Source organism: Planococcus faecalis, assembly GCF_002009235.1.
Lineage (GTDB): Bacteria > Bacillota > Bacilli > Bacillales_A > Planococcaceae > Planococcus > Planococcus kocurii.
Map to the genome: position 1 here is coordinate 2,355,757 of NZ_CP019401.1, position 19,752 is coordinate 2,375,508.

18 protein-coding genes are annotated in these 19,752 nt (G+C 40.1%); 9 read left to right on the top strand and 9 right to left on the bottom strand.

Annotated elements, in window-relative coordinates; all coding sequences use genetic code 11:
* Positions 1-5: 5 nt before the first annotated feature.
* The 4 genes from AJGP001_RS11935 to AJGP001_RS11950 form a co-directional block, all read right to left on the bottom strand.
* Positions 6-1,397, bottom strand: coding sequence for a dihydrolipoamide acetyltransferase family protein (locus AJGP001_RS11935; RefSeq protein ID WP_071153589.1), 1,392 nt, complete (start codon positions 1,395-1,397; stop codon positions 6-8).
* A gap of 28 nt (positions 1,398-1,425) precedes the next feature.
* Positions 1,426-2,403: an alpha-ketoacid dehydrogenase subunit beta gene (locus tag AJGP001_RS11940; RefSeq protein ID WP_058384819.1), complete on the bottom strand. Its 978-nt coding sequence runs from the start codon at positions 2,401-2,403 to the stop codon at positions 1,426-1,428.
* A 3-nt stretch (positions 2,404-2,406) separates the two neighbouring features.
* Positions 2,407-3,519 carry a pyruvate dehydrogenase (acetyl-transferring) E1 component subunit alpha gene (pdhA, locus tag AJGP001_RS11945; protein WP_071153588.1) on the bottom strand — a complete coding sequence of 371 codons (1,113 nt, stop codon included), beginning with the start codon at positions 3,517-3,519 and terminating at the stop codon, positions 2,407-2,409.
* Between the two features lie 252 nt (positions 3,520-3,771).
* Entirely contained in the window at positions 3,772-4,416 is a 645-nt protein-coding gene (locus AJGP001_RS11950) for a YkyA family protein (protein WP_071153587.1), read from the bottom strand.
* Between the two features lie 146 nt (positions 4,417-4,562).
* Here AJGP001_RS11950 and def point away from each other — a divergent pair, with 146 nt between their 5' ends.
* Positions 4,563-5,129 (top strand): peptide deformylase, encoded by a 567-nt coding sequence (gene def, locus AJGP001_RS11955; RefSeq protein WP_078080581.1) that lies wholly within the window; start codon positions 4,563-4,565, stop codon positions 5,127-5,129.
* Positions 5,130-5,196: 67 nt separating this feature from the next.
* On the opposite strand, the gene AJGP001_RS11960 is transcribed toward def, so the two are convergent.
* Positions 5,197-5,967, bottom strand: a complete 771-nt coding sequence (locus AJGP001_RS11960) for a Cof-type HAD-IIB family hydrolase (protein ID WP_078080582.1) — start codon at positions 5,965-5,967, stop codon at positions 5,197-5,199.
* Positions 5,968-6,253: 286 nt separating this feature from the next.
* Between AJGP001_RS11960 and AJGP001_RS11965 the strand changes: the two genes are divergently transcribed.
* Positions 6,254-6,466 carry a DNA-dependent RNA polymerase subunit epsilon gene (locus AJGP001_RS11965; protein WP_078080840.1) on the top strand — a complete coding sequence of 71 codons (213 nt, stop codon included), beginning with the start codon at positions 6,254-6,256 and terminating at the stop codon, positions 6,464-6,466.
* Positions 6,467-6,468: 2 nt separating this feature from the next.
* Positions 6,469-8,136 carry a ribonuclease J1 gene (gene rnjA / locus AJGP001_RS11970; protein ID WP_058384814.1) on the top strand — a complete coding sequence of 556 codons (1,668 nt, stop codon included), beginning with the start codon at positions 6,469-6,471 and terminating at the stop codon, positions 8,134-8,136.
* A 110-nt stretch (positions 8,137-8,246) separates the two neighbouring features.
* Here the strand turns inward: rnjA and AJGP001_RS11975 are convergent, their stop codons facing one another.
* Both AJGP001_RS11975 and AJGP001_RS11980 read right to left on the bottom strand, forming a co-directional pair.
* Complete coding sequence (locus AJGP001_RS11975) at positions 8,247-8,906, bottom strand: potassium channel family protein (protein WP_058384813.1); 660 nt, start codon at positions 8,904-8,906, stop codon at positions 8,247-8,249.
* 157 nt (positions 8,907-9,063) lie between these two features.
* Complete coding sequence (locus tag AJGP001_RS11980) at positions 9,064-9,360, bottom strand: hypothetical protein (protein ID WP_058384812.1); 297 nt, start codon at positions 9,358-9,360, stop codon at positions 9,064-9,066.
* Positions 9,361-9,762: 402 nt separating this feature from the next.
* Between AJGP001_RS11980 and AJGP001_RS11985 the strand changes: the two genes are divergently transcribed.
* The 6 genes from AJGP001_RS11985 to AJGP001_RS12010 all read left to right on the top strand — a co-directional run bounded on the left by AJGP001_RS11985 (position 9,763) and on the right by AJGP001_RS12010 (position 15,398).
* Positions 9,763-10,302 (top strand): helix-turn-helix domain-containing protein, encoded by a 540-nt coding sequence (locus AJGP001_RS11985; RefSeq protein WP_058384811.1) that lies wholly within the window; start codon positions 9,763-9,765, stop codon positions 10,300-10,302.
* A gap of 15 nt (positions 10,303-10,317) precedes the next feature.
* Positions 10,318-11,424: an ABC transporter ATP-binding protein gene (locus AJGP001_RS11990; RefSeq protein WP_071153582.1), complete on the top strand. Its 1,107-nt coding sequence runs from the start codon at positions 10,318-10,320 to the stop codon at positions 11,422-11,424.
* The gene (locus AJGP001_RS11995; protein WP_071153581.1) at positions 11,414-12,238 is read left to right on the top strand and encodes an ABC transporter permease; all 825 of its coding nucleotides are present in this window, start codon (positions 11,414-11,416) and stop codon (positions 12,236-12,238) included. The genes AJGP001_RS11990 and AJGP001_RS11995 overlap by 11 nt, the downstream gene beginning before the upstream one ends.
* Positions 12,222-13,028, top strand: a complete 807-nt coding sequence (locus AJGP001_RS12000) for an ABC transporter permease (protein WP_058384808.1) — start codon at positions 12,222-12,224, stop codon at positions 13,026-13,028. The genes AJGP001_RS11995 and AJGP001_RS12000 overlap by 17 nt, the downstream gene beginning before the upstream one ends.
* Positions 13,025-14,101, top strand: coding sequence for an ABC transporter substrate-binding protein (locus tag AJGP001_RS12005; RefSeq protein ID WP_071153580.1), 1,077 nt, complete (start codon positions 13,025-13,027; stop codon positions 14,099-14,101). The genes AJGP001_RS12000 and AJGP001_RS12005 overlap by 4 nt, the downstream gene beginning before the upstream one ends.
* Positions 14,102-14,207: 106 nt before the next feature.
* On the top strand, positions 14,208-15,398 hold the full coding sequence (locus AJGP001_RS12010) for an MFS transporter (protein ID WP_071153579.1): 1,191 nt from the start codon (positions 14,208-14,210) through the stop codon (positions 15,396-15,398).
* A 63-nt stretch (positions 15,399-15,461) separates the two neighbouring features.
* On the opposite strand, the gene AJGP001_RS12015 is transcribed toward AJGP001_RS12010, so the two are convergent.
* Positions 15,462-18,035, bottom strand: a complete 2,574-nt coding sequence (locus AJGP001_RS12015; protein WP_078080583.1) for a VWA domain-containing protein — start codon at positions 18,033-18,035, stop codon at positions 15,462-15,464.
* Positions 18,016-19,749 carry a vWA domain-containing protein gene (locus tag AJGP001_RS12020; RefSeq protein WP_071153578.1) on the bottom strand — a complete coding sequence of 578 codons (1,734 nt, stop codon included), beginning with the start codon at positions 19,747-19,749 and terminating at the stop codon, positions 18,016-18,018. Before AJGP001_RS12020 ends, AJGP001_RS12015 begins: the two co-directional genes overlap by 20 nt.
* Between the last annotated feature and the right edge of the window lie 3 nt (positions 19,750-19,752).

The following is a 19,752-nucleotide window of genomic DNA, read 5'->3' on the forward strand; positions in this document are numbered from 1 at the left end:
AATTTTTACGCCTCCATTAATAGTAATTCAGGTTCACTTAATAAACGTTTAATATGATTTAATGCGTGCTGTGCTGTTGCACCATCGATCATTCTATGATCAAAGCTCAATGACAATGCTAACACAGGTGCCGCTACAATTTCACCATTTTTAATTACAGGTTTCTCTGCGATTCGGCCAATTCCAAGAATCGCTACTTCCGGATGATTAATAACAGGTGTGAACCATTGTCCACCAGCAGAACCGATATTCGTGATTGAGCATGATGCACCTTTCATTTCAGCAGCTGATAATTTACCATCACGCGCTTTTGTCGCTAAGCCATTGATTTCATCAGAAATAGCGAATACTGATTTACGGTCTGCATTTTTAATAACCGGAACCATTAACCCTTTTTCTGTATCTGCAGCAATTCCGATATTGAAATAATGCTTCTGAATCACTTCGCTTGTTTCATCGTCAAACGATGTGTTTAAAGCTGGGAATTCACGCAATGTGCTGACTAACGCTTTTACTACATATGGTAAATACGTTAACTTGATTTCTTTTTCTGCTGCAATGTCTTTGAACTTTTTGCGATGTGCTACAAGTTCTGTCACATCTACTTCGTCCATTAACGTTACGTGCGGAGCAGTGTGTTTTGAATGAACCATCGCTTTAGCGATTGCTTTACGAATTCCTGACATTTTCTCACGCGTTTCAGGGAATTCACCTTCAGGAGCTACTGCCGCTTTCGGAGCTGCTGCTTTATCAGTGCTTTCTTCTGTTACTTCTTGTGATACTTCTTCAGAAGCTGCAGGGATTGCTGCTTTTTGATCGCCGTTCTTAAACGCTTCCACGTCTTCTTTTAACACTCGTCCATTATTACCAGATCCTGTTACTTGCTTAATATCAACATCGTTGTCGCGTGCAAATTTACGAACAGACGGCATTGAAATTACGCGTGCAGTCGGATCAGACTCCTCTGTTGAGTCAGCCTGTGGTTGAGATCCAGCACCTGTTTGTTTTTTCGGTTCTTCTTCTTTAGCAGATGCTTTATCCACATCTCCACCAGATTCAGCTGTACCGGCTTGGACTTGTTCTTCTGTTTCTTCTTTTACTTCAGGAGCGACTTCTTTTTTGTCACCGTGACTCCCTTTAAAACTCATTTCTTCAGCGTCCGGTGCATCGATGCGAACTAAAATATCGCCTACTACTGCAACCGTTCCTTCTGCCACCAATACTTCTTCAACTGTTCCTGAAACAGGTGAAGGAATTTCGACAACGGCCTTGTCATTTTGTACTTCGACAAGAATATCGTCTTCTTCGATTGTGTCCCCCGCTTTTACGAACCATTTTACGATTTCACCTTCATGGATACCTTCTCCGATATCCGGCAAACGAAATTCAAAAGCCATGTATATCACCCTTTCGGTTCTGTCTAATTTAAAAAGTTAAAACTTTCTTCGCTGTTTCGATAATATCTTTCGCATTTGGCAACCAAACTTCTTCCGCTTGTGAGAATGGGAATATTGAATCTGGTGCTGTTACACGAAGAACAGGTGCTTCTAAGGTAAGAATGGCACGGTCTGTAATTTCAGCTACAACACTCGCTGCAATTCCAGCTTGTTTTTGAGCTTCTTGAACGACCATAGCACGACCTGTTTTTTCAACTGATGCGATGATTGTTTCAATATCAAGCGGTTGGATCGTACGAAGATCGACCACTTCAACCGAATAATTTTCTTTTTCCAGTTCTTCTGCAGCTTTGATACTTTCTTGTACCATTGCGCCGTAAGCGATAATCGTTAAGTCTTTCCCTTCACGTTTCACATCAGCTTTACCTAAAGGAATTGTGTATTCTTCTTCAGGTACTTCTTGACGGAATGAACGGTATAGTTTCATATGCTCTAAGAAAATAACAGGATCGTTATCACGAATTGCTGAAATCAACAATCCTTTAGCATCATAAGGTGTAGACGGAATAACCACTTTTAGACCTGGTTGAGCTGCCATCAATCCTTCTAATGAATCAGCATGCATTTCAGGTGTATGGACACCGCCACCAAATGGTGAGCGGATTGTTACAGGAGAAGTTAAGCTTCCACCACTGCGGAAACGCATACGTGCCATTTGCCCGCTAATCGAATCCATTACTTCAAAAACAAATCCAAAAAACTGAATTTCTGGAACTGGACGATATCCTTGCAAAGCTAAACCAATAGCCAAACCGCCAATACCTGATTCAGCTAATGGTGTATCAAAAACACGGTCTTCGCCGAATTCTTTTTGTAGACCTTCAGTCGCGCGGAATACACCGCCGTTATTTCCTACATCTTCACCGAAAACAAGAACGTTTTCATCATTCTTCATCTCTGTTTTCAGAGCGTCGGTAATTGCTTGGATCATTGTTAATTGTGCCATGGCTTACTTCGACTCCTTTGCTTTATAAATATCCAACTGTTCCTGAACATTAAACGGCACATCTTCATACATAAGCTCTAAAAGATCTGATACTTTCTGTTTTGGAGCACCGTCAGCTTTTTTGATTGCTGCTTTAATTTCTTCTTTAGCTTTATCGATTACTTCATTTTCTTTTGCTTCATCCCAAATGCCTTTTGCTTCCAAATATTTACGGAAACGAATAAGAGGGTCTTTCTTTTCCCATTCGCTATCAATATCTGATGTACGGTAACGCGTAGGGTCATCGCCCGCCATCGTATGTGGTCCATAACGGTAGCAAAGTGTTTCGATTAATGTTGGTCCATCACCTTTGATTGCGCGTTCACGAGCATCACGCGTTACAGCGTATACTGCAAGTGGATCCATACCATCTACAAGAACACCAGGAATTCCAGCTGCAACTGCTTTTTGAGCAATCGTTTTCGCTGAAGTTTGAAGTTCGCGAGGAGTCGAAATCGCATACTGGTTATTTTGCACAATGAAAATAGCCGGTGCGCGGAACGCGCCTGCAAAGTTGATTCCTTCGTAGAAATCTCCCTGAGAAGAACCGCCATCACCTGTGTAAGTAACTGCAACAGCTTCTTTTTTACGTTTTTGCATACCTAGAGCAACACCGGTAGCTTGAATAAATTGAGCACCAATGATGATTTGCGGAGGCAAGATATTCAAACCTTCAGCCATTTGGTTCCCCATGAAATGTCCACGTGAAAACAAGAATGCCTGATGAAGTGGCCATCCATGCCAAATCAATTGTGGAACGTCACGGTAACCTGGCAAAATGAAATCTTCTTTTGACAAGGCAAAATGAGAAGCTAGTTGTGAAGCTTCTTGTCCTGCTGTCGGAGCATAAAATCCAAGACGTCCTTGACGGTTCAAAGAAATTGAACGCTGATCAAGAATTCGTGTATATACCATCCGGCTCATCAATTCCTGTAGGTCTTCGTCCGAAAGTTTCGGGTCAGCCTCTTTGTTAACGATTTCGCCTTCTTCATTTAAAATCTGAACCATTTCAAACTTTTCTTCGATTGCATTCAGCGTCTCTACTGGATCGAACTGCTGTGATTTTTTCGCAGCCATAAAAGCAACTCTCCTTTTTATCTGTATTAAAATAATTACATACAAGTTATGATACAATTTCGCATTCCTACTTAGTATACGTTACGACAAAACGTGGGTCAATCATAGAGAACCTGACATTTTTAAGTAATAATAATTGCATGACAATTTCGTTTTCTTGAACTGTATCAGTTCGTTTAATACTCTGTATTATAATACAGAGTCATTTTTACACGTCTTTTATAGGACAGAAAAAGCGACCATAAAGGCCGCTTATTCCTCACTTTCATCTATTTTTTTCATTGTGGCATCTTTTAATTCATTGACCTGTTTGGTTATTTCGTTAAATGCTGTAACAGCCAGTTGAACTTGTTCGTTTTGTTCATTTACTTCCGCAGCTTTTTCTTGAAGCAGTTGCAACGTAGTTTCTTCCTTCTTCAACATCTCATACAATTCTTTTTGTCTTTCTATCAACTTTTCATAAGCTTTCGTAAACTCCGAATGAGCTGTGAAGCGTTCTTTCATTTTTGTCTTCAGCGCTTCCACGTCTGCTTTTACAGCTACTTCTTCGGCAGCTTTGATCACTTTATCAATGCCAGTGAAATTTTCTTCTGCAGACTGCATTGATTCTTTTTCAGTTTTTAAGAACTCTAGACGTTCGTCTGCCGAATCAAGCGCAGTTTGTGCTTGTTTAGCTACTTGGTCTTGCTCTTCTTGTGTCAATGCCATAATTTCTTCAAACAATTGCTGTTCTGTTTTCTCCCGCTTTTCCAAATCGTCTTGCACTGCACGGTACTCCTCTTCCGCATCGAAAGTATCGTTAAGTACTTGATCTAAATCTCCGCGAATTCCTGAACCTGAACAAGCAGTTAACAAAAAAATTGCGAAAAAACTTAACACTACGGCTGTTTTTTTCATCTAGTTCACTCCTTAATTCCCATGAATTAACTATAGTATGCACATATGGAAAATACAACTACGCTCTGCAGCTTTTTCTTTTTTCAAAATAGAAAAATTGCGTTATAATAAAATACATAGCAAGACATTTGAAAGGATGAAATCAGTTGATACGAATGAAAGATATAATACGCGAAGGTCATCCTACACTCAGAAAACGTTCTGAAGAAGTGAAATTTCCACTGTCTCAGGAAGATCGTCAGTTGAGTAAAGACCTTATGGAATATGTAGTTGACAGCCAAGACGATGAACTGGCTGAAAAATATGATTTGCGTCCCGGTGTTGGTATTGCAGCTCCTCAAATAAATGAAGCAAAACGAATGTTCGCTTTGCATTTTGACGAGAGTACAGGAGAAGATCTTAGTCTCGTTGCCATTAACCCTAAAATAGTCAGTCACTCTATAGAAAAAGCTTATTTAGCTGCTGGAGAAGGTTGTTTGTCCGTTGATCGTTCAGTTCCTGGATATGTTCCAAGATATGCGCGAATTACTGTTAAAGCTTTTAATCCAGATGGTGAAGAATTCAAAATGCGTTTGACAGGGTTACCTGCTATTGCATTCCAGCATGAACTTGATCATTTGAATGGAGTCATGTTCTTCGATCACATCAATCCAACAAATCCTTTCGCTGAAATTGAAAATGCGATTGCAATCGGAAGAGACACGGCTGAATAAGCCGCGTCTCTTTTTTATTCTATATGCTCAAGCACCTAGCTCGAACAGGCGCTTTCGCTTTTCTTTGTCAAATTAATTTTAAATGCTTGAACGCTTTTGCTAGACCGTCGTTGTCTACGTGTTCTGTTACATAGGATGCGCGTTTTTTGGTTTCTTCGTGACCATTTGCCATTGCGACACTATATCCGGCGACATCCATCATGTCTAAATCGTTCAATCCATCACCAAATGCGATTGTGTCTTCAATAGAGTGACCTGTTGCGCGGATCAACTTTTTAATTCCGCTTGCCTTAGTACCACCTTTTGGTGAAATATCACAAGAGACGCGGTGCCAGCGGACAAAGTCCACTTCTTTAAATGCATCGTGGTATTGCTGTTCTTCTTCTTTTTCACAGAACACCAGTGCTTGGTAGACTTCGTGATTCAAATGAAAATCTTTCTCTGTTTCAGGATGCGGTATTTTCAACGTCTGTATACTTTCTTCAATATCCGGATGGAAATCGATAGAAGATACCATTTTCTCTTCGTTCATAAAGACAACGGGATGATTGCGTTGCTCTGCATACACAAGAATTTCATTTAGCATTTTAGCTTCGATTGCTTGCTTATGAACCACTTTGTTGTTATGTGAAATGTACTGGCCGTTGAACGTAATGTACGTATCGATTTTTAGTTCTTCTAGAATAGAAGTAATCATAAATGGTCCACGTCCAGTGGCAATGGCTAAGTCATGTCCATTCAATCTTGCTTGTTGTAGTGCTTCTTTCGCAGAAGCCGGTAGTTTTTTGTTTGAATCCAACAAAGTTCCATCGATATCTAGCAATAATAATTTCGGCATTTTAGAATCTCCATTCTTAATATAATTAGCGTTGAATACACAGGTTCAGCTTCTTTACAATTGTCAGAAAACGCAGTATAATCGCGTTAAGGAGTGATTAGCCATGCTGAAACGGTTGAAAAGAAAACTTCTCAGACAGCTCAATGGCATCATGAATAAAAAGAAAATCGCATAAACGTTTTAGCCCTTCTTTATAAATAAGGAGGGCTATTCTTTATTTTAGTCTAATGTCATGATAATATAAAGGAAGTGCATCTATTTGAGCGTGGAAAAAGGAGAGCAAACAATGATTTTTAAAGTATACTACCAAGAAAACCGTTTTGAAGTACCTGTTCGTGAAAATACACAAAGCCTTTATGTGGAAGCAGCATCCGAGCGCGAAGTCCGACACCATTTAAAAGATCGTGACTACAATATTGAACTTGTTCAATTACTTGAAGGCAATCACCTTGAGTATGAACAAGCTAGTCAAAATTACGAAGTTGAGAGCGTCGAATAACGATGAAATTCGTTAAAAATGATCAAACAGCTGTTTTTGCACTCGGCGGACTGGGTGAAATCGGCAAAAATACGTATGGTGTTCAATTTCAGGATGAAATTATCCTAATTGATGCCGGCATTAAATTTCCGGAAGACGATTTGCTCGGAATCGATTACGTTATTCCGGATTACACGTACTTAGTAAAAAACGTCGATAAGATCAAAGGTCTTTTCATTACACACGGCCATGAAGATCATATCGGCGGTATTCCTTACTTACTTAAAAAGATAAATATTCCTGTATATGGCGGAAAACTAGCATTGGGCTTATTACGTAAAAAGCTTGAAGAACACGGTTTATTGCGTCAAACAAAAATGACTGAAATCGAAGAAGAAGATGTCATCAAGTTCCGGAAGACGGCCGTTAGCTTTTTCCGTACAACTCACAGTATTCCTGATGCATTTGGTGTAGTTGTAAAAACACCGCCCGGCAATATTGTCCATACAGGTGATTTTAAATTTGATTTCACGCCTGTAGGAGAGCCTGCCAATTTATTGAAAATGGCTCAAATCGGTAGTGAAGGTGTTCTTTGTCTTCTATCCGATAGTACCAACGCTGAAGTTCCTGACTTCACGATGTCTGAACGAAAAGTCGGCGAAACGATTAAAGACATTATGAGAAAAGTCGATGGTCGCTTGATTTTTGCTACTTTCGCTTCAAACATTTATCGTCTGCAACAAGTGACAGATGAAGCCGTTGCACAAGGACGCAAAATAGCTGTTTTCGGCCGTAGTATGGATAACGCTATGACGATTGGTCGCGAACTTGGTTATATTAACGCGCCTGAAGATGCGTTTGTGGATACACAAACCTTGAACCGTCTACCTGCTAACGAAGTACTTATTTTATGTACCGGTTCACAAGGCGAACCGATGGCTGCTCTTTCAAGAATTGCCAACGGGACTCACCGTCAAATCCAAATTCAACCAAATGACACGGTTGTCTTCTCATCTTCGCCAATTCCGGGCAATACGAGTAGCGTCAATCGAACAATCAATTTATTGTTCCGTGCCGGTGCAGACGTTATTCACGGATCGCTTAACAACATCCATACGTCTGGTCACGGTTCAGAGCCTGAAAACAAATTAATGCTTCGTTTGATTAAACCAAAATACTTTATGCCAATTCATGGTGAATATCGTATGTTAAAAACACATGCCGGTTTAGCTGTTGAATGTGATGTTCCATTAGAAAACACATTCATTATGGAAAATGGTGAAGTTCTTGCTTTAGGTCAAGATGAAGCTTCTATTGCAGGGCGTGTTCCTTCCGGTGATGTTTATATCGACGGTAGTGGAATCGGTGACATTGGCAACATTGTGTTACGTGATCGTCGTGTTCTTTCTGAAGAAGGTTTAGTTATCGTTGTTGTAAGTGTGGATATGCAAAAGAACAAAATGGTTTCGGGTCCTGATATTATTTCACGTGGATTTGTTTACATGCGTGAGTCAGGTACGATGATTTACGAAGCTCAGCAAATGCTTAATCGTCACTTAAATAAAAAAATTCATAGCAAAAATACGGACTGGGCAGAATTGAAAAATGATATTTCTGATGTTCTTGGACCGTATTTGTATGAAAAAACAAAACGTCGTCCAATGATTTTGCCAGTAATTATGGAAGTTTAATAAAATGGCATTTAAAAGGTGTGTGGGAGTAACTTCCCACACACCTTTTTTATTCTTCCTAAACGCATGAAGACCCGTAAAAGAATCACTTTCTTTTACAGGCCTTTCTACTAATTCATCATTTTTTTCTCGAAACGATTAATATCTGCATCAGAACCGATGATGATTAAGATATCTTCTTGTTCAATTTCCATGTCTGCTTGCGGAGAAACGATAATATCGTCTCCTCTTTTAATGGCCACAATATTGATGCCATAACGCGCCCGAATATCGAGACCGATCAAGGTGTAGCCTGCAAGTTTATGATTTGCTTTGATCTCCATAATAGAATGTTCATCCGATAGCTCCAAGTAATCCAATACGTTGTTAGAAAGAATATTATGCGCAATCCGAATGCCCATGTCACGTTCGGGATGAACCACTTTATCAGCACCGATTTTATTCAATACTTTCGCGTGATAGTCATTTTGCGCCTTTACCGTAATTTTCTTTACACCAATTTCTTTTAACATCAATGTTGTTAAAATACTCGCCTGGATGTTTTCACCGATGGCCACAATAACATGTTCAAAATTCCGGATACCTAGCGATTTTAACACTGCCTCGTCTGTTGTGTCGGCCACAACAGCTTGCGTTGCGATCGAAGCGTATTCATCGACTCGCTCTGAGTCTTTATCAATTGCCATTACATCTGCGTCTTGTTCAATCAATTCTCTTACAATGCTACCGCCAAAACGGCCAAGTCCAATGACTACAAATTCTTTTTTCATATCCATCCTCCAACTGTTCAAGTGGCTTTATTTTAACATAGATCATCCTAGCTACATCAATGCTTGTTAAATTTTTGCAAACTAATCGAAAAAGTTATCGCATTCGCTAATACCGTATACGTGAGTTGATAAACTTATTTCAATAAAAAAAACCCGCTTATCGGCGGGGATCTAATGGGCGTTTTGGACGGTTTTCACAATACTCGCAACTAATATCTGTACATGGTTCTTCTCGCCATTCGTTGCAACTCGCGCAATAACTTGCATCAAATTCGTCATCAAAAGTCAAAGCTGCTAAACACGTATGACAATACGTATGGACATCCATCCAGTTGATAAATCGCTTGTCGGCTACTAGATACAATCCTTGCTGGTCTTGTTTGTAGTTCATAATTGAAGATTTTTGAATGACACGGTTTTTAGGGTCAAGAAAGAAATTCATTTTTCCGTTCACATTGATCACTCCTAGAGTTTGGGTCGAACTGTTTGTATATTTTTATATGCATTCACTTGAAAATTCCACTTATAAATGTTTGCTTTAAGTTAATTGGCTTAGCGATTTCGTACCTATGCAGGAGCACCATGTATGTTAAAATTGGTTGCCAATAAAATCAGCTATCTCCCTGCTATCTATCATATCATTATTATCTCGTTTATTTATTATTTCACACTTTCTCTATGATAGTAAAAGTTGCTAGTGAATTGCAATAGATAACAATCCTTTATTGAAAATAATTTTCGGCTTGAAAAAATAGTGTCATTCCGTATAATGAATATATGCTATTAGTAAACTAAAAGTATATTTTAACTAAACTTTCTGCAAATATTCATATACAAAGAATCGAGGAGAACTCTGGTGGATATCGGCACAAAAATCAAACGCCTTCGATTAAAAAATGGATTAACTCAAGAAGAGCTTGGAAAAAGGACTGATTTGAGTAAAGGTTTTATCTCCCAATTAGAACGGGACATGAATTCCCCTTCTATCGAAACGTTTTTTAGTTTACTCGAAGTGTTAGGAACCACGCCAAAAGAATTTTTTACGGAGGATCACGAAGTTAAAATCGTCTATTCGACCGCAGATCATATCGCACATGTTGATGAAGATGCGGGCTATGAAGTGGAATGGCTCATTCCTACATCCAACGAAAAAGAAATAGAACCTGTCTTTTTAACGCTTCAGGCAAACGGTCATTTTAAAGAGTTTGAGCCATCTTCAGCAGAAACCTTTATCTATGTTCTTGAAGGACAGGTGCTGCTTCAGATTGGCGATCATCAGTACGCTGCAGCTGCTGGAGATTCAATTTACTATGAAGCTTCTAATCATCATCAGCTTATCAATGATTGCGATGGTGTTTCAGAAATGATCATTGTCACAACACAATCTTATTTATAATTCAGGAGGGATCTTATGGCGGAAATACCCATCATTCGCTTTGAAAATGTGACGCAAACTTACGAAGGAGCCGGCAATGTTTTAAATAATGTTAGCTTCGAACTCGAAAAAGGAAAATTTTATACATTGCTTGGACCTTCTGGTTGTGGAAAAACAACCATCTTACGTTTAATTGCAGGATTTGCAACACCTACTAGCGGCAATATTTATATTGAAGACAAAAAAATGAACACGGTACCTGCTAATCAGCGTCAAGTGAATACGGTATTTCAAGACTACGCACTGTTTCCTCACTTGAATGTTTTTGAAAATATTGCGTTTGGCTTGCGGATTAAGAAAGTAAAAGGTCCTGAAGTTGAAAGACGTGTACGAGAAGCACTCGCTTTTGTTAACTTACAAGGCTATGAAAAAAGAGAAATTTCAGAGATGTCTGGTGGTCAGCGTCAACGTGTGGCAATTGCACGAGCTATCGTCAATGACCCCGAAGTTATTTTGCTAGATGAGCCACTGTCTGCTTTGGATTTGAAATTACGCACTGAGATGCAGTATGAATTGCGGGAACTGCAGCAGCGTTTAGGCAAAACCTTTGTCTTTGTCACACATGATCAAGAAGAAGCGCTCGCCATGTCGGATGAAATTTTCGTTATGAATGCAGGTAAAATTCAGCAAAGTGGCACCCCTATGGACATATACGATGAACCTATCAATCGTTTTGTTGCGGACTTTATTGGAGAATCGAATATCGTCAGTGGAGAAATGATTGCGGATTACCAAGTTCGATTTGCCAATAAAATTTTTGAATGTGTCGATGCTGGACTCAATCCGAATGAGCAAGTAGAAATCGTCATCCGTCCAGAAGATTTGGAAATCACGCCAAGTGGAACAGGCAAAATGATGGTTACGGTTGATACGCAACTATTTAGAGGGGTTCATTTTGAAATTTCAACCATCGATGAAGTTGGCAATGAATGGCTTGTGCATTCTACGAAAAAAGTAGAAGTCGGTTCTCAAATTGGCTTAGATTTTTCACCAGAAGCTATTCACGTGATGCGTCTAAACGAATCGGAAGAAGCGTTTGATGCACGTCTTGAGTCCTACGGAGCTTCAGTCAATGAAAGATAACCCCTCACGTCCGCTTTACCTTGTCCCTTATTATTTATGGATTGCCTTATTCGTCATAGCGCCAATTGCGTTAATCTTCTATTTTTCATTTTTGGATTTGACTGGCGCTTTTACTTTGGAAAATTATCAGAATTTCTTTTCTTCTGTTTATCTGCGGATGACGCTGAGTTCTTTCTGGTATGCGTTTTTGATTACGTTAATCACTATTGTGATTGCTTATCCAACGGCTTACTGGCTAACAAAAACAAAGCACAAACAACTCTGGCTACTACTCATCATTATTCCTTCGTGGATTAATTTATTGCTAAAAGCTTATGCTTTTATCGGTATTTTTGGATTGTATGGACCTGCTAACAAGCTTCTCCAAACGCTTGGGGCAGGTCCCTGGCAAATCTTATTTACTGATTTCAGTTTTATCTTTGTTTCCGTTTATATTTTTATTCCGTTTATGGTGCTGCCAATTTTCAACTCGCTAGATAAAATAAACCCTGCATTGATTGATGCTTCCCGAGACTTAGGTGCTTCAGCTTTCACAACATTTAGACGTGTTATTTTTCCATTAGCCATCAACGGCGTAAAGTCAGGCATTCAAGCTGTTTTCATCCCTGCCCTTTCCCTTTTTGTTATTACGCGATTAATTGCTGGAAACAAAGTGATTACGCTAGGGACAGCCATTGAACAACAATTCCTTGTGACACAAAACTGGGGAATGGGTTCAACCATTGCAGTGTTTTTAATCTTGTTTATGATCATCATTATGATGCTGACAGGTCAGAAAGAAAAAGGAGGCTCGTATAATGGCAAAACTAAGTAAAACGGCAAAAGTCTATTTGGTGCTGGTCTTTGCCATTCTCTATGCGCCTATTTTCTACTTGATCTTTTATTCTTTTAATAGTGGTGGCACAATGTCGAGTTTTGAAGGATTTACTTGGGAGCATTACGGTGCGGTCTTTAATGACACAAGATTACTCATTATTTTGATGAATACGGTAATTATTGCCTTATTGTCTTCACTTATTTCAACAGCAATCGGTGTTTTAGGTGCTATTGGTATCGTATTTTTACGAAATCGCAAAACGCGCAAAGCTGTTTTGTCCTTAAACACCATTTTGATTGTCAGTCCAGACGTCATTATTGGCGCATCGTTTCTAATCTTGTTCACGTTGGTTGGTGTCAAACTCGGTTTTGCATCTGTCTTAATTTCACACATTGCTTTTAGTATTCCAATTGTGGTGATTATGGTTTTGCCAAAACTTCAGGAAATGAGCCGGTCATTGATCGATGCTGCAACAGATCTTGGCGCATCGAAACGTGATATTTTGACGCGCGTAATTATCCCTTATATTAAGCCGGGTATTTTCGCTGGATTTTTCCTAGCATTAACTTATTCGTTAGACGATTTTGCGGTAACTTTTTTCGTCACAGGAAACGGTTTCTCGACTTTATCCATCGAAATCTATTCAATGGCACGAGCGGGAATCACGTTAACCATCAATGCGCTTTCCGCATTAATATTTGTTGTAACACTTGGCTTGGTTCTCGGCTATTACTTCTTTAATCAACGTGCGGGACAATCTCCTGGGACTGGAGGCGCCAAACTATGAAAGAACTTGTGAGAGTCGCAATCGCGATTGTTGTCATTTCGACTATACTGTTGTATACCGTCAATGTATTGGAAAAAAGTTCAGCAACTTCAGGCGGTGGTACCATTTCAGTCTACAACTGGGGCGAATATATTGATCCTGAACTAATTAAGCAATTCGAAGAAGAAACCAATATCTCTGTAGTTTATGAAACATTCGATTCAAACGAATCAATGATGACAAAAATTGAGCAAGGCGGAACCACTTATGATGTCGCGATGCCTTCTGAATATGCGATTGAAAAAATGAAGGAAAACAAATTACTACAACCGATTGACCATGCGCTGATTCCGAACTTGAAAAATATTGATCCTTATTTTCTTGATTTGCCTTTTGATCCAGGCAATGAATATTCTATTCCTTATTTTTGGGGGACTGTCGGTATAGCCTTTAACCCTACCTTACTAGACGGACAGACGTTTGAAAGCTGGAACGACTTGTGGGATCCGTCACTTGAACAAGAAGTCATCCTAGTTGATAGCGCCCGTGAAGTGATTGGTTTGGGGTTAAACAGTCTCGGCTATTCGTTAAATTCAACCGATATGGATGAATTGCGAGAAGCGACAGACAAGTTGAAAACAATGGGTCCCAACGTTAAAGCCATTATTGGCGATGAAATTGTTGAAATGATGCGACGCGAAGAAGCAGCGGTAGCTGTTATTTGGTCCGGCCAAGCTGCAGACGTCATGTGGGTTAACGAAGACATTGATTACGTTGTCCCAGAAGAAGGCTCGAACTTATGGTTTGATAATATGATTATTCCTAAAACTGCGGATAATGTAGAAGGTGCTCATGCTTTTATCAACTTTATGTTAGATCCTGAAGTAGCTGCTCAAAACGCAGATTATGTCGGGTACTCTACACCAAACGAAAAAGCGATTGCTTTGATGGACCCAGAAGTTACAGAAGATAAACGGTTTTATCCACCTGAAGAACTTCGAGAGCGACTAGAAGTCTACGAAAACTTAGGACTTGAAATGCTTGGCACTTATAATGAGTTGTTTTTAGAATTCAAAATGGATATGGAAAATTGACAGGCAGAACGTTTGCCTGTTTTTTTTTTGCGTTTTGAGGTATAGTATGTAGATTCTAAAGACTGAAATTTAGCAACACGAAATAATAACGAAAGAAGGTCCCTCTATGGCCGTACAATCAAATAAATCGGCGCTTTATGTGCTGATGTTTAATATGTTCATTGCGATGAGTGGTATTGGACTGATCATTCCCATTATGCCTGCTTATTTGGATACATTTGGTGTAGCAGGTCAAGCACTCGGCACATTAATCGCCACTTTTGCTTTAGCACAGTTTTTATTCTCTCCTCTTTCAGGTCAGCTTTCCGATAAATACGGTCGCAAAAAACTAATTATTTTTGGTTTGATTGTCTTCGGACTGTCTCAACTTGCATTCGGTATATCTACTGAGTTATGGATGCTTTATGTAGCTCGTTTTTTTAGTGGATTGGGAGCAGCCTTCCTGATTCCGCCGATGATGGCATTTGTTGCAGATATCACGACATACGAAGAACGAGGTAAAGGCATGGGTCTGCTTGGTGCTTCTATGTCACTTGGCTTTATGATTGGTCCTGGGATTGGTGGTTTTTTGGCCGAAGTTAGTATTCAATTTCCGTTTTATATCGCTACTGCAGTTGCCTTAATTGCGGCGTTGATCTCCTTCGCTGTGCTACCCAATGTGGTTCCTACGATTCAAGCAACGGATAAAAAATCCGAAAACTTGCTGCAACAGATGAAGCGTTCTACTTATACTCCTTACTTCGTCATGTTATTGGTGATGTTCATCTTCGCTTTTGGTTTATCTAACTTTCAATCGACCATTGCTTTATATGCTGATAAAAAATTTGGTTTCACACCGAAAGAAATTGCTGTGTTAATCACAGTTGGTGGGTTTGTCGGCGTTATTGTTCAGACATTTGTAATCGACAAACTCTTTAAGCGTTTCGGTGAGATGAAAGTTATATTGGTTAACCTTCTCATATCTGCAGCTGGGATGATTGGTATTCTGTTCGTTAGTTCTTTCTGGGCTATTCTTTTAGTATCAGCGGTATTTTTCACTGCAGCATCTCTACTTCGACCTGCGATCAATACGTTGATTTCAAAATTAGCGGGTGATGAACAAGGCTTTGCCGCCGGTATGAACAATGCCTATATGAGTCTTGGCAATATGATTGGTCCGGCACTTGCAGGTATTCTTTTTGATATCGATATGAGCTATCCTTATATTTTAGGAACTGCCATTTTAATCACCTGTTTCTTTATCGCCAACACCTGGTCGATGCGAAAACAACAACTTTTGGCTACAAGCCGGAGTTAAACAACAGTAGCTCAGACCTAAAAGGTCTGAGCTACTGTTGTTTAATGGGAAAATACAAAAGTGTTATTTTTTACTTTTCGCTTTTATTAATTGATCAATTGCCATAGGCGAGGAATCTTTTTCTTTTGTAGCTTTTTTCTTAACTAGAGGTGTCGGTAGTCCGAAACGACGAAGCGTGATATCCGCAAAAAACAAGACCATTGCGATAAACAAGACAATCAGCTGAATCGACCGAATACTACCACTCTTGTAAGACATATCTCGAAAAGCTACATCTAATGTCTCTAAAACCTGTCCACCTGTCCGTTTGGCCAATGTTGTTAGTAAAGACATGTTTGCCTCTGCCGGGTGGTATTCATCTCCATAAGGGATCGTCAGGCCTGTTTTATAGGCTGCTCCTGTTTCGTTACTCACGCTCAAAAATACTAATCCGGGTTCAGCATCGATTTTCACGTCTACTTTTCCAGGTGCTACCGGTTCCGTCTGCAGCGGAATCTCGTTGCCTTGCTCATCTACTGCCGCAACCGTTAAAATTGCCGAGCTATGAGTAGGATCCTCGACTGTGTAAACGCCTTGTTCTTTTCGTACCACTGAAAAAGGAATTTCTTCAAAACTAGGCTGTAATTCAGCTGCAGTTTTATCCCAAAACTCTGGCCACTTCGACCAGCTCTGAAAATCACCGCTCCAGGCCCCGCTTCCGGATGTAAAAGCAACTGTTTTTCCAAGGCCATAATTCCAACTCGCGAGTACCGGATCTTGTTCTTCACTTTCGAGTGCCACCGTTGCTGTATTTTTCGCTGTCGTTGCAATATAGGTATTCAACTGCGGGACACCGTCTGCAAACAAATTATTCCATTTGCTGTCGTATACCACCGGATAAAATGGCTTATCCACAATGTATGTTCGTGACATCATGATCGTCTCACGGGATAAAATAGCGGGAATTGTCGTGGCATCCGTAACGTCGTAAAATCGCCCGCTACCTGTATTAGCTAGTTGCTCTAGTAAGTTTCGATCTGCATCTTGTCCAATAGAGACGGTCGATAAGGTAATATTATTGTCTTTTCCATTCTCGATCAACGCGTCATAATCATTGGATGTTGCCGATTGTCCATCTGTTAACAGGATAATGTGTTTGCGCTGCAGTTTTAAATCTTCTAGTTCCATATAGGCTTGCTGCAACGAACGATAAATTTCAGTTCCGCCACCAGGTGTAATACTTAAAATTTTATCTACTGCATTTTCCGGATCTGCTACTTTAGCTGTCGGTAAGATTTCCCACGGTTTGTCATCAAAAGCGATAACTCCTAATGTATCATCGGGACGCAACAATTCAACCGAACGAGCAGCTGCTTCTTTCGCTAGTTCCATTTTCATGCCCATCATACTTCCCGAACGATCCATAACAATCATCAATCCCAGTGAAGGCAATTCATGCTTGCCTTTGACTTCCATTTCGACTGGCAATAACTGTTCAATTGGCGTTTTAAAATAGCCACCTAAGCCAAAGCTTTGATCGCCACCAACCATCATAAATCCAACACCAAATTGACGAACCGCTTGTTCAATAATTGTCATTTGTTGTTCTCCTACAGACGTTCCAGAGACATTATCAAAAATAATCGAATCGTAACGAAGGATGGCAGACAAACTACTCGGCAATTGATCCGCAGTTAGTTCCGTTACGCTTAAATTATTTGTATCCAATAAACGTGGAATTGGGCTTGGAACACCGCCATTGACGACTAACACTTCTGGGTTTCCAGAAACTTCTGTCATGCTAAACAATGAATTGTTTTCAAGGTACGCATCTTTCGCCGTTTCTAAACGGACTTCATACTTTTGAAGCCCTTCCGAATTGGCAGGATACGAATAGCTATAGACATTTTGACCTTCAACAACTTTGATTTCTTTCTTATCCACCTCTTTATCATTAGCAGAAAAAATAAGTTTAGCTGTTGATTCGGTACTTGAGTCAATGGCTACAGTAAACGTTTGCGATTCACCTAAAAATGCATGTGGAGGTGTTTCAAAACGACTAATCGCCAGATCATTTTTAGCGATTTGTTCGACCGGCCAGATATCCACTTGAAGGCGCTCAGACTGAAGTCGATTTAAACTTTCAATAGCAGACGATTGTGTTTCATTGCCATCCGTTAAAATAACAAGTCGCGTCGCTAAGTTGGTATCTCCACTATTTGAAGCAAGTTCTAACGCTCGCGCGATATTGGTGTGGCTACTGTTTCCAATGGTTAGTTCTGCCGGTAAAGGTTGTGGATCGTTAGTCATTGGCAACAAGCTTTGGAAATCCTCTGCAAATGTATAGACCGCGATAGATTGATAATCTTTTTTGGCCTCTACTGCTTCTTCAATTGCCACGGTCATTGCTGTTTGCATTCCTTCAAGAGACGCAGAACGGTCCATAAGAAAAATAACTTGTTCTTCTTTTACAGGACTGAATAACGAAGGAGCTGCCAAAGCAACTATCAACAAGGTGACAGCCACGGTTCTTAAAACAAACACAGCCTTTATCACTTTAGAGCTAGCTGAAAAATGCTTGAGTGCAAACCAGCCAAAATAAAACAGTACCGGAATGAGTAACAGCAGCCAGATGGGTTTATCGAGTTGTAATTCCACGACGATACACCTCCCATTCCAGAAGCACTAACAGTAAGACAATTCCTATAACAAATGGCACAAACGAAAAGCGGACGGTATCTTGTGCTGCTTTCGCCTGCCCCATTGCATAAGACGCCCCAGCAGAAAGCTCTTTTTCTTGAGAAGTTAACTGTACGATCATAGTCATGTCTTTTTCGTCACCCACCACTTGGTAAACACCCGGTTCATTAGGTGCCGCAAAAGGCCCGTTCCTTTCAATATAGGAATGGCGATAAGCACCGTCTCGAAAAATTTCCCATTCTCCGGTTGGTGAAGCTAACGATACAGATCGGTGTTCGTTCGGTTGGAAAAAACCAAGAAATTCCGCATCGCCTGATAAACTTTCCATGGCGCTCCATAAAAACAAAGGGAACGAAGGAGAAAGTGGCCAGTCGGTCAATTGAATATCTGTCAGCACGACAATATCTCCTTTTGGAGAAATTTGAATAAACGGATGGTCATCTATGGTGGCGATGGTTTCATAGTTTTCAAAAGACGGGTACAGTTGTGAAACATAAACTTCGTCCAATGAGGCATATGTGAAAAGCGAATGCGGCTTTGTCTCAATTTGTCCGGTCACTTCAAACGGATTTTCATCATTTCGCCCAAACATTAAAATGGGTGTTGTTGCTTCTAGTAAGTCACGTTGATTCGTAACTATGGGTAATCCAGCGTCAGGCTGCAATTGAGTGGCTTCGGCTAAACTAACATCTAAAGCGAGTGAACGAAAACCACTTGCGATTAATTCATGCAAAGCCGAGTCAATGACAATTGCGTTAACTGGTGGGGCCAAATATGTTGCCATTGTGTTATCCGCCGCATAATCATCCGATACCTCTAGTTCTGCTTGCCATAGCTTATGATTTGGCAACGCTTCAAACGGAACGAGCAATTCTTCCGCCGCTTCGATTTTTACTTCTACTGCTTTCTCGAAACTGCCAGACGATAAACGGACAGTAGCATTCATCGTTTTTTCGCTATTATTAACTACTTGAACTATACCTCTTATCCCATTGTCCGTTTCTGAAAGACCCAATTGGCGAATGGCTACATTAGTCAGTTTTTCTGAAAATCCATGAACTTGATAACTTTGTCCGGTTTTATTGGCAAGGATGGCACGATCCAAGTAATCGGTAAAAATATGAATAATCGTTGAGTCATTAGTCGCGAGCGTATCCGCAAATAAAATCGTTTGCTCCATTTCGGCATTTTCGTAACTTACCGCTAATTCGTCAATTGCTTTTTCGACTCGCTCAACATTTTGCTCATTGCGAATGACCACTTCCGGGCTAACACCCGTCGTAACAATTGTCACAGGCTTACCTCCTGCTTGTGACGCCAATTTCTTCATTTGGACCTGCTGCTTTTCAAAATGCGTTGGAGAACCAGCTAGCATCGTTGCTGACGTATCGACAATAAATATAAAATCATTACCAGCTAATGTTTCCGATTCGCTGAAAGGCTCGATTAACGCCACTACACAAAACATAAGGGCTGCTAATTGAAGATAAAACAATAAATGATGCTGCAATTTTTTTAAATAAGGCGATGCTTGCAGCTCTTTCATTCGTTCTTGCCAAAATAACGTTGAAGAAACGCGCTGGTCTTTGTACTTTTTTCTAAAGAAATAATAGAGAATGACGGCTAGCGGCATAATTGCCGTCCAAATCATTCCCCAATTTGCTACTCCCATGCC

Excerpts from the sequence above, each read along its gene's own strand:
- AJGP001_RS12010 (WP_071153579.1), top strand. The coding sequence starts at position 14,208 with ATGGCCGTACAATCAAATAAATCGGCGCTTTATGTGCTGATGTTTAAT.
- AJGP001_RS12005 (WP_071153580.1), top strand. The coding sequence starts at position 13,025 with ATGAAAGAACTTGTGAGAGTCGCAATCGCGATTGTTGTCATTTCGACT.
- AJGP001_RS11990 (WP_071153582.1), top strand. The coding sequence starts at position 10,318 with ATGGCGGAAATACCCATCATTCGCTTTGAAAATGTGACGCAAACTTAC.
- AJGP001_RS11960 (WP_078080582.1), bottom strand. The coding sequence starts at position 5,967 with ATGCCGAAATTATTATTGCTAGATATCGATGGAACTTTGTTGGATTCA.
- AJGP001_RS12020 (WP_071153578.1), bottom strand. The coding sequence starts at position 19,749 with ATGGGAGTAGCAAATTGGGGAATGATTTGGACGGCAATTATGCCGCTA.
- AJGP001_RS11975 (WP_058384813.1), bottom strand. The coding sequence starts at position 8,906 with ATGAAAAAAGAATTTGTAGTCATTGGACTTGGCCGTTTTGGCGGTAGC.
- rnjA (WP_058384814.1), top strand. The coding sequence starts at position 6,469 with ATGAAATTCGTTAAAAATGATCAAACAGCTGTTTTTGCACTCGGCGGA.
- AJGP001_RS11950 (WP_071153587.1), bottom strand. The coding sequence starts at position 4,416 with ATGAAAAAAACAGCCGTAGTGTTAAGTTTTTTCGCAATTTTTTTGTTA.
- AJGP001_RS11995 (WP_071153581.1), top strand. The coding sequence starts at position 11,414 with ATGAAAGATAACCCCTCACGTCCGCTTTACCTTGTCCCTTATTATTTA.
- pdhA (WP_071153588.1), bottom strand. The coding sequence starts at position 3,519 with ATGGCTGCGAAAAAATCACAGCAGTTCGATCCAGTAGAGACGCTGAAT.
- AJGP001_RS11940 (WP_058384819.1), bottom strand. The coding sequence starts at position 2,403 with ATGGCACAATTAACAATGATCCAAGCAATTACCGACGCTCTGAAAACA.
- AJGP001_RS12000 (WP_058384808.1), top strand. The coding sequence starts at position 12,222 with ATGGCAAAACTAAGTAAAACGGCAAAAGTCTATTTGGTGCTGGTCTTT.
- AJGP001_RS11935 (WP_071153589.1), bottom strand. The coding sequence starts at position 1,397 with ATGGCTTTTGAATTTCGTTTGCCGGATATCGGAGAAGGTATCCATGAA.
- AJGP001_RS11965 (WP_078080840.1), top strand. The coding sequence starts at position 6,254 with ATGATTTTTAAAGTATACTACCAAGAAAACCGTTTTGAAGTACCTGTT.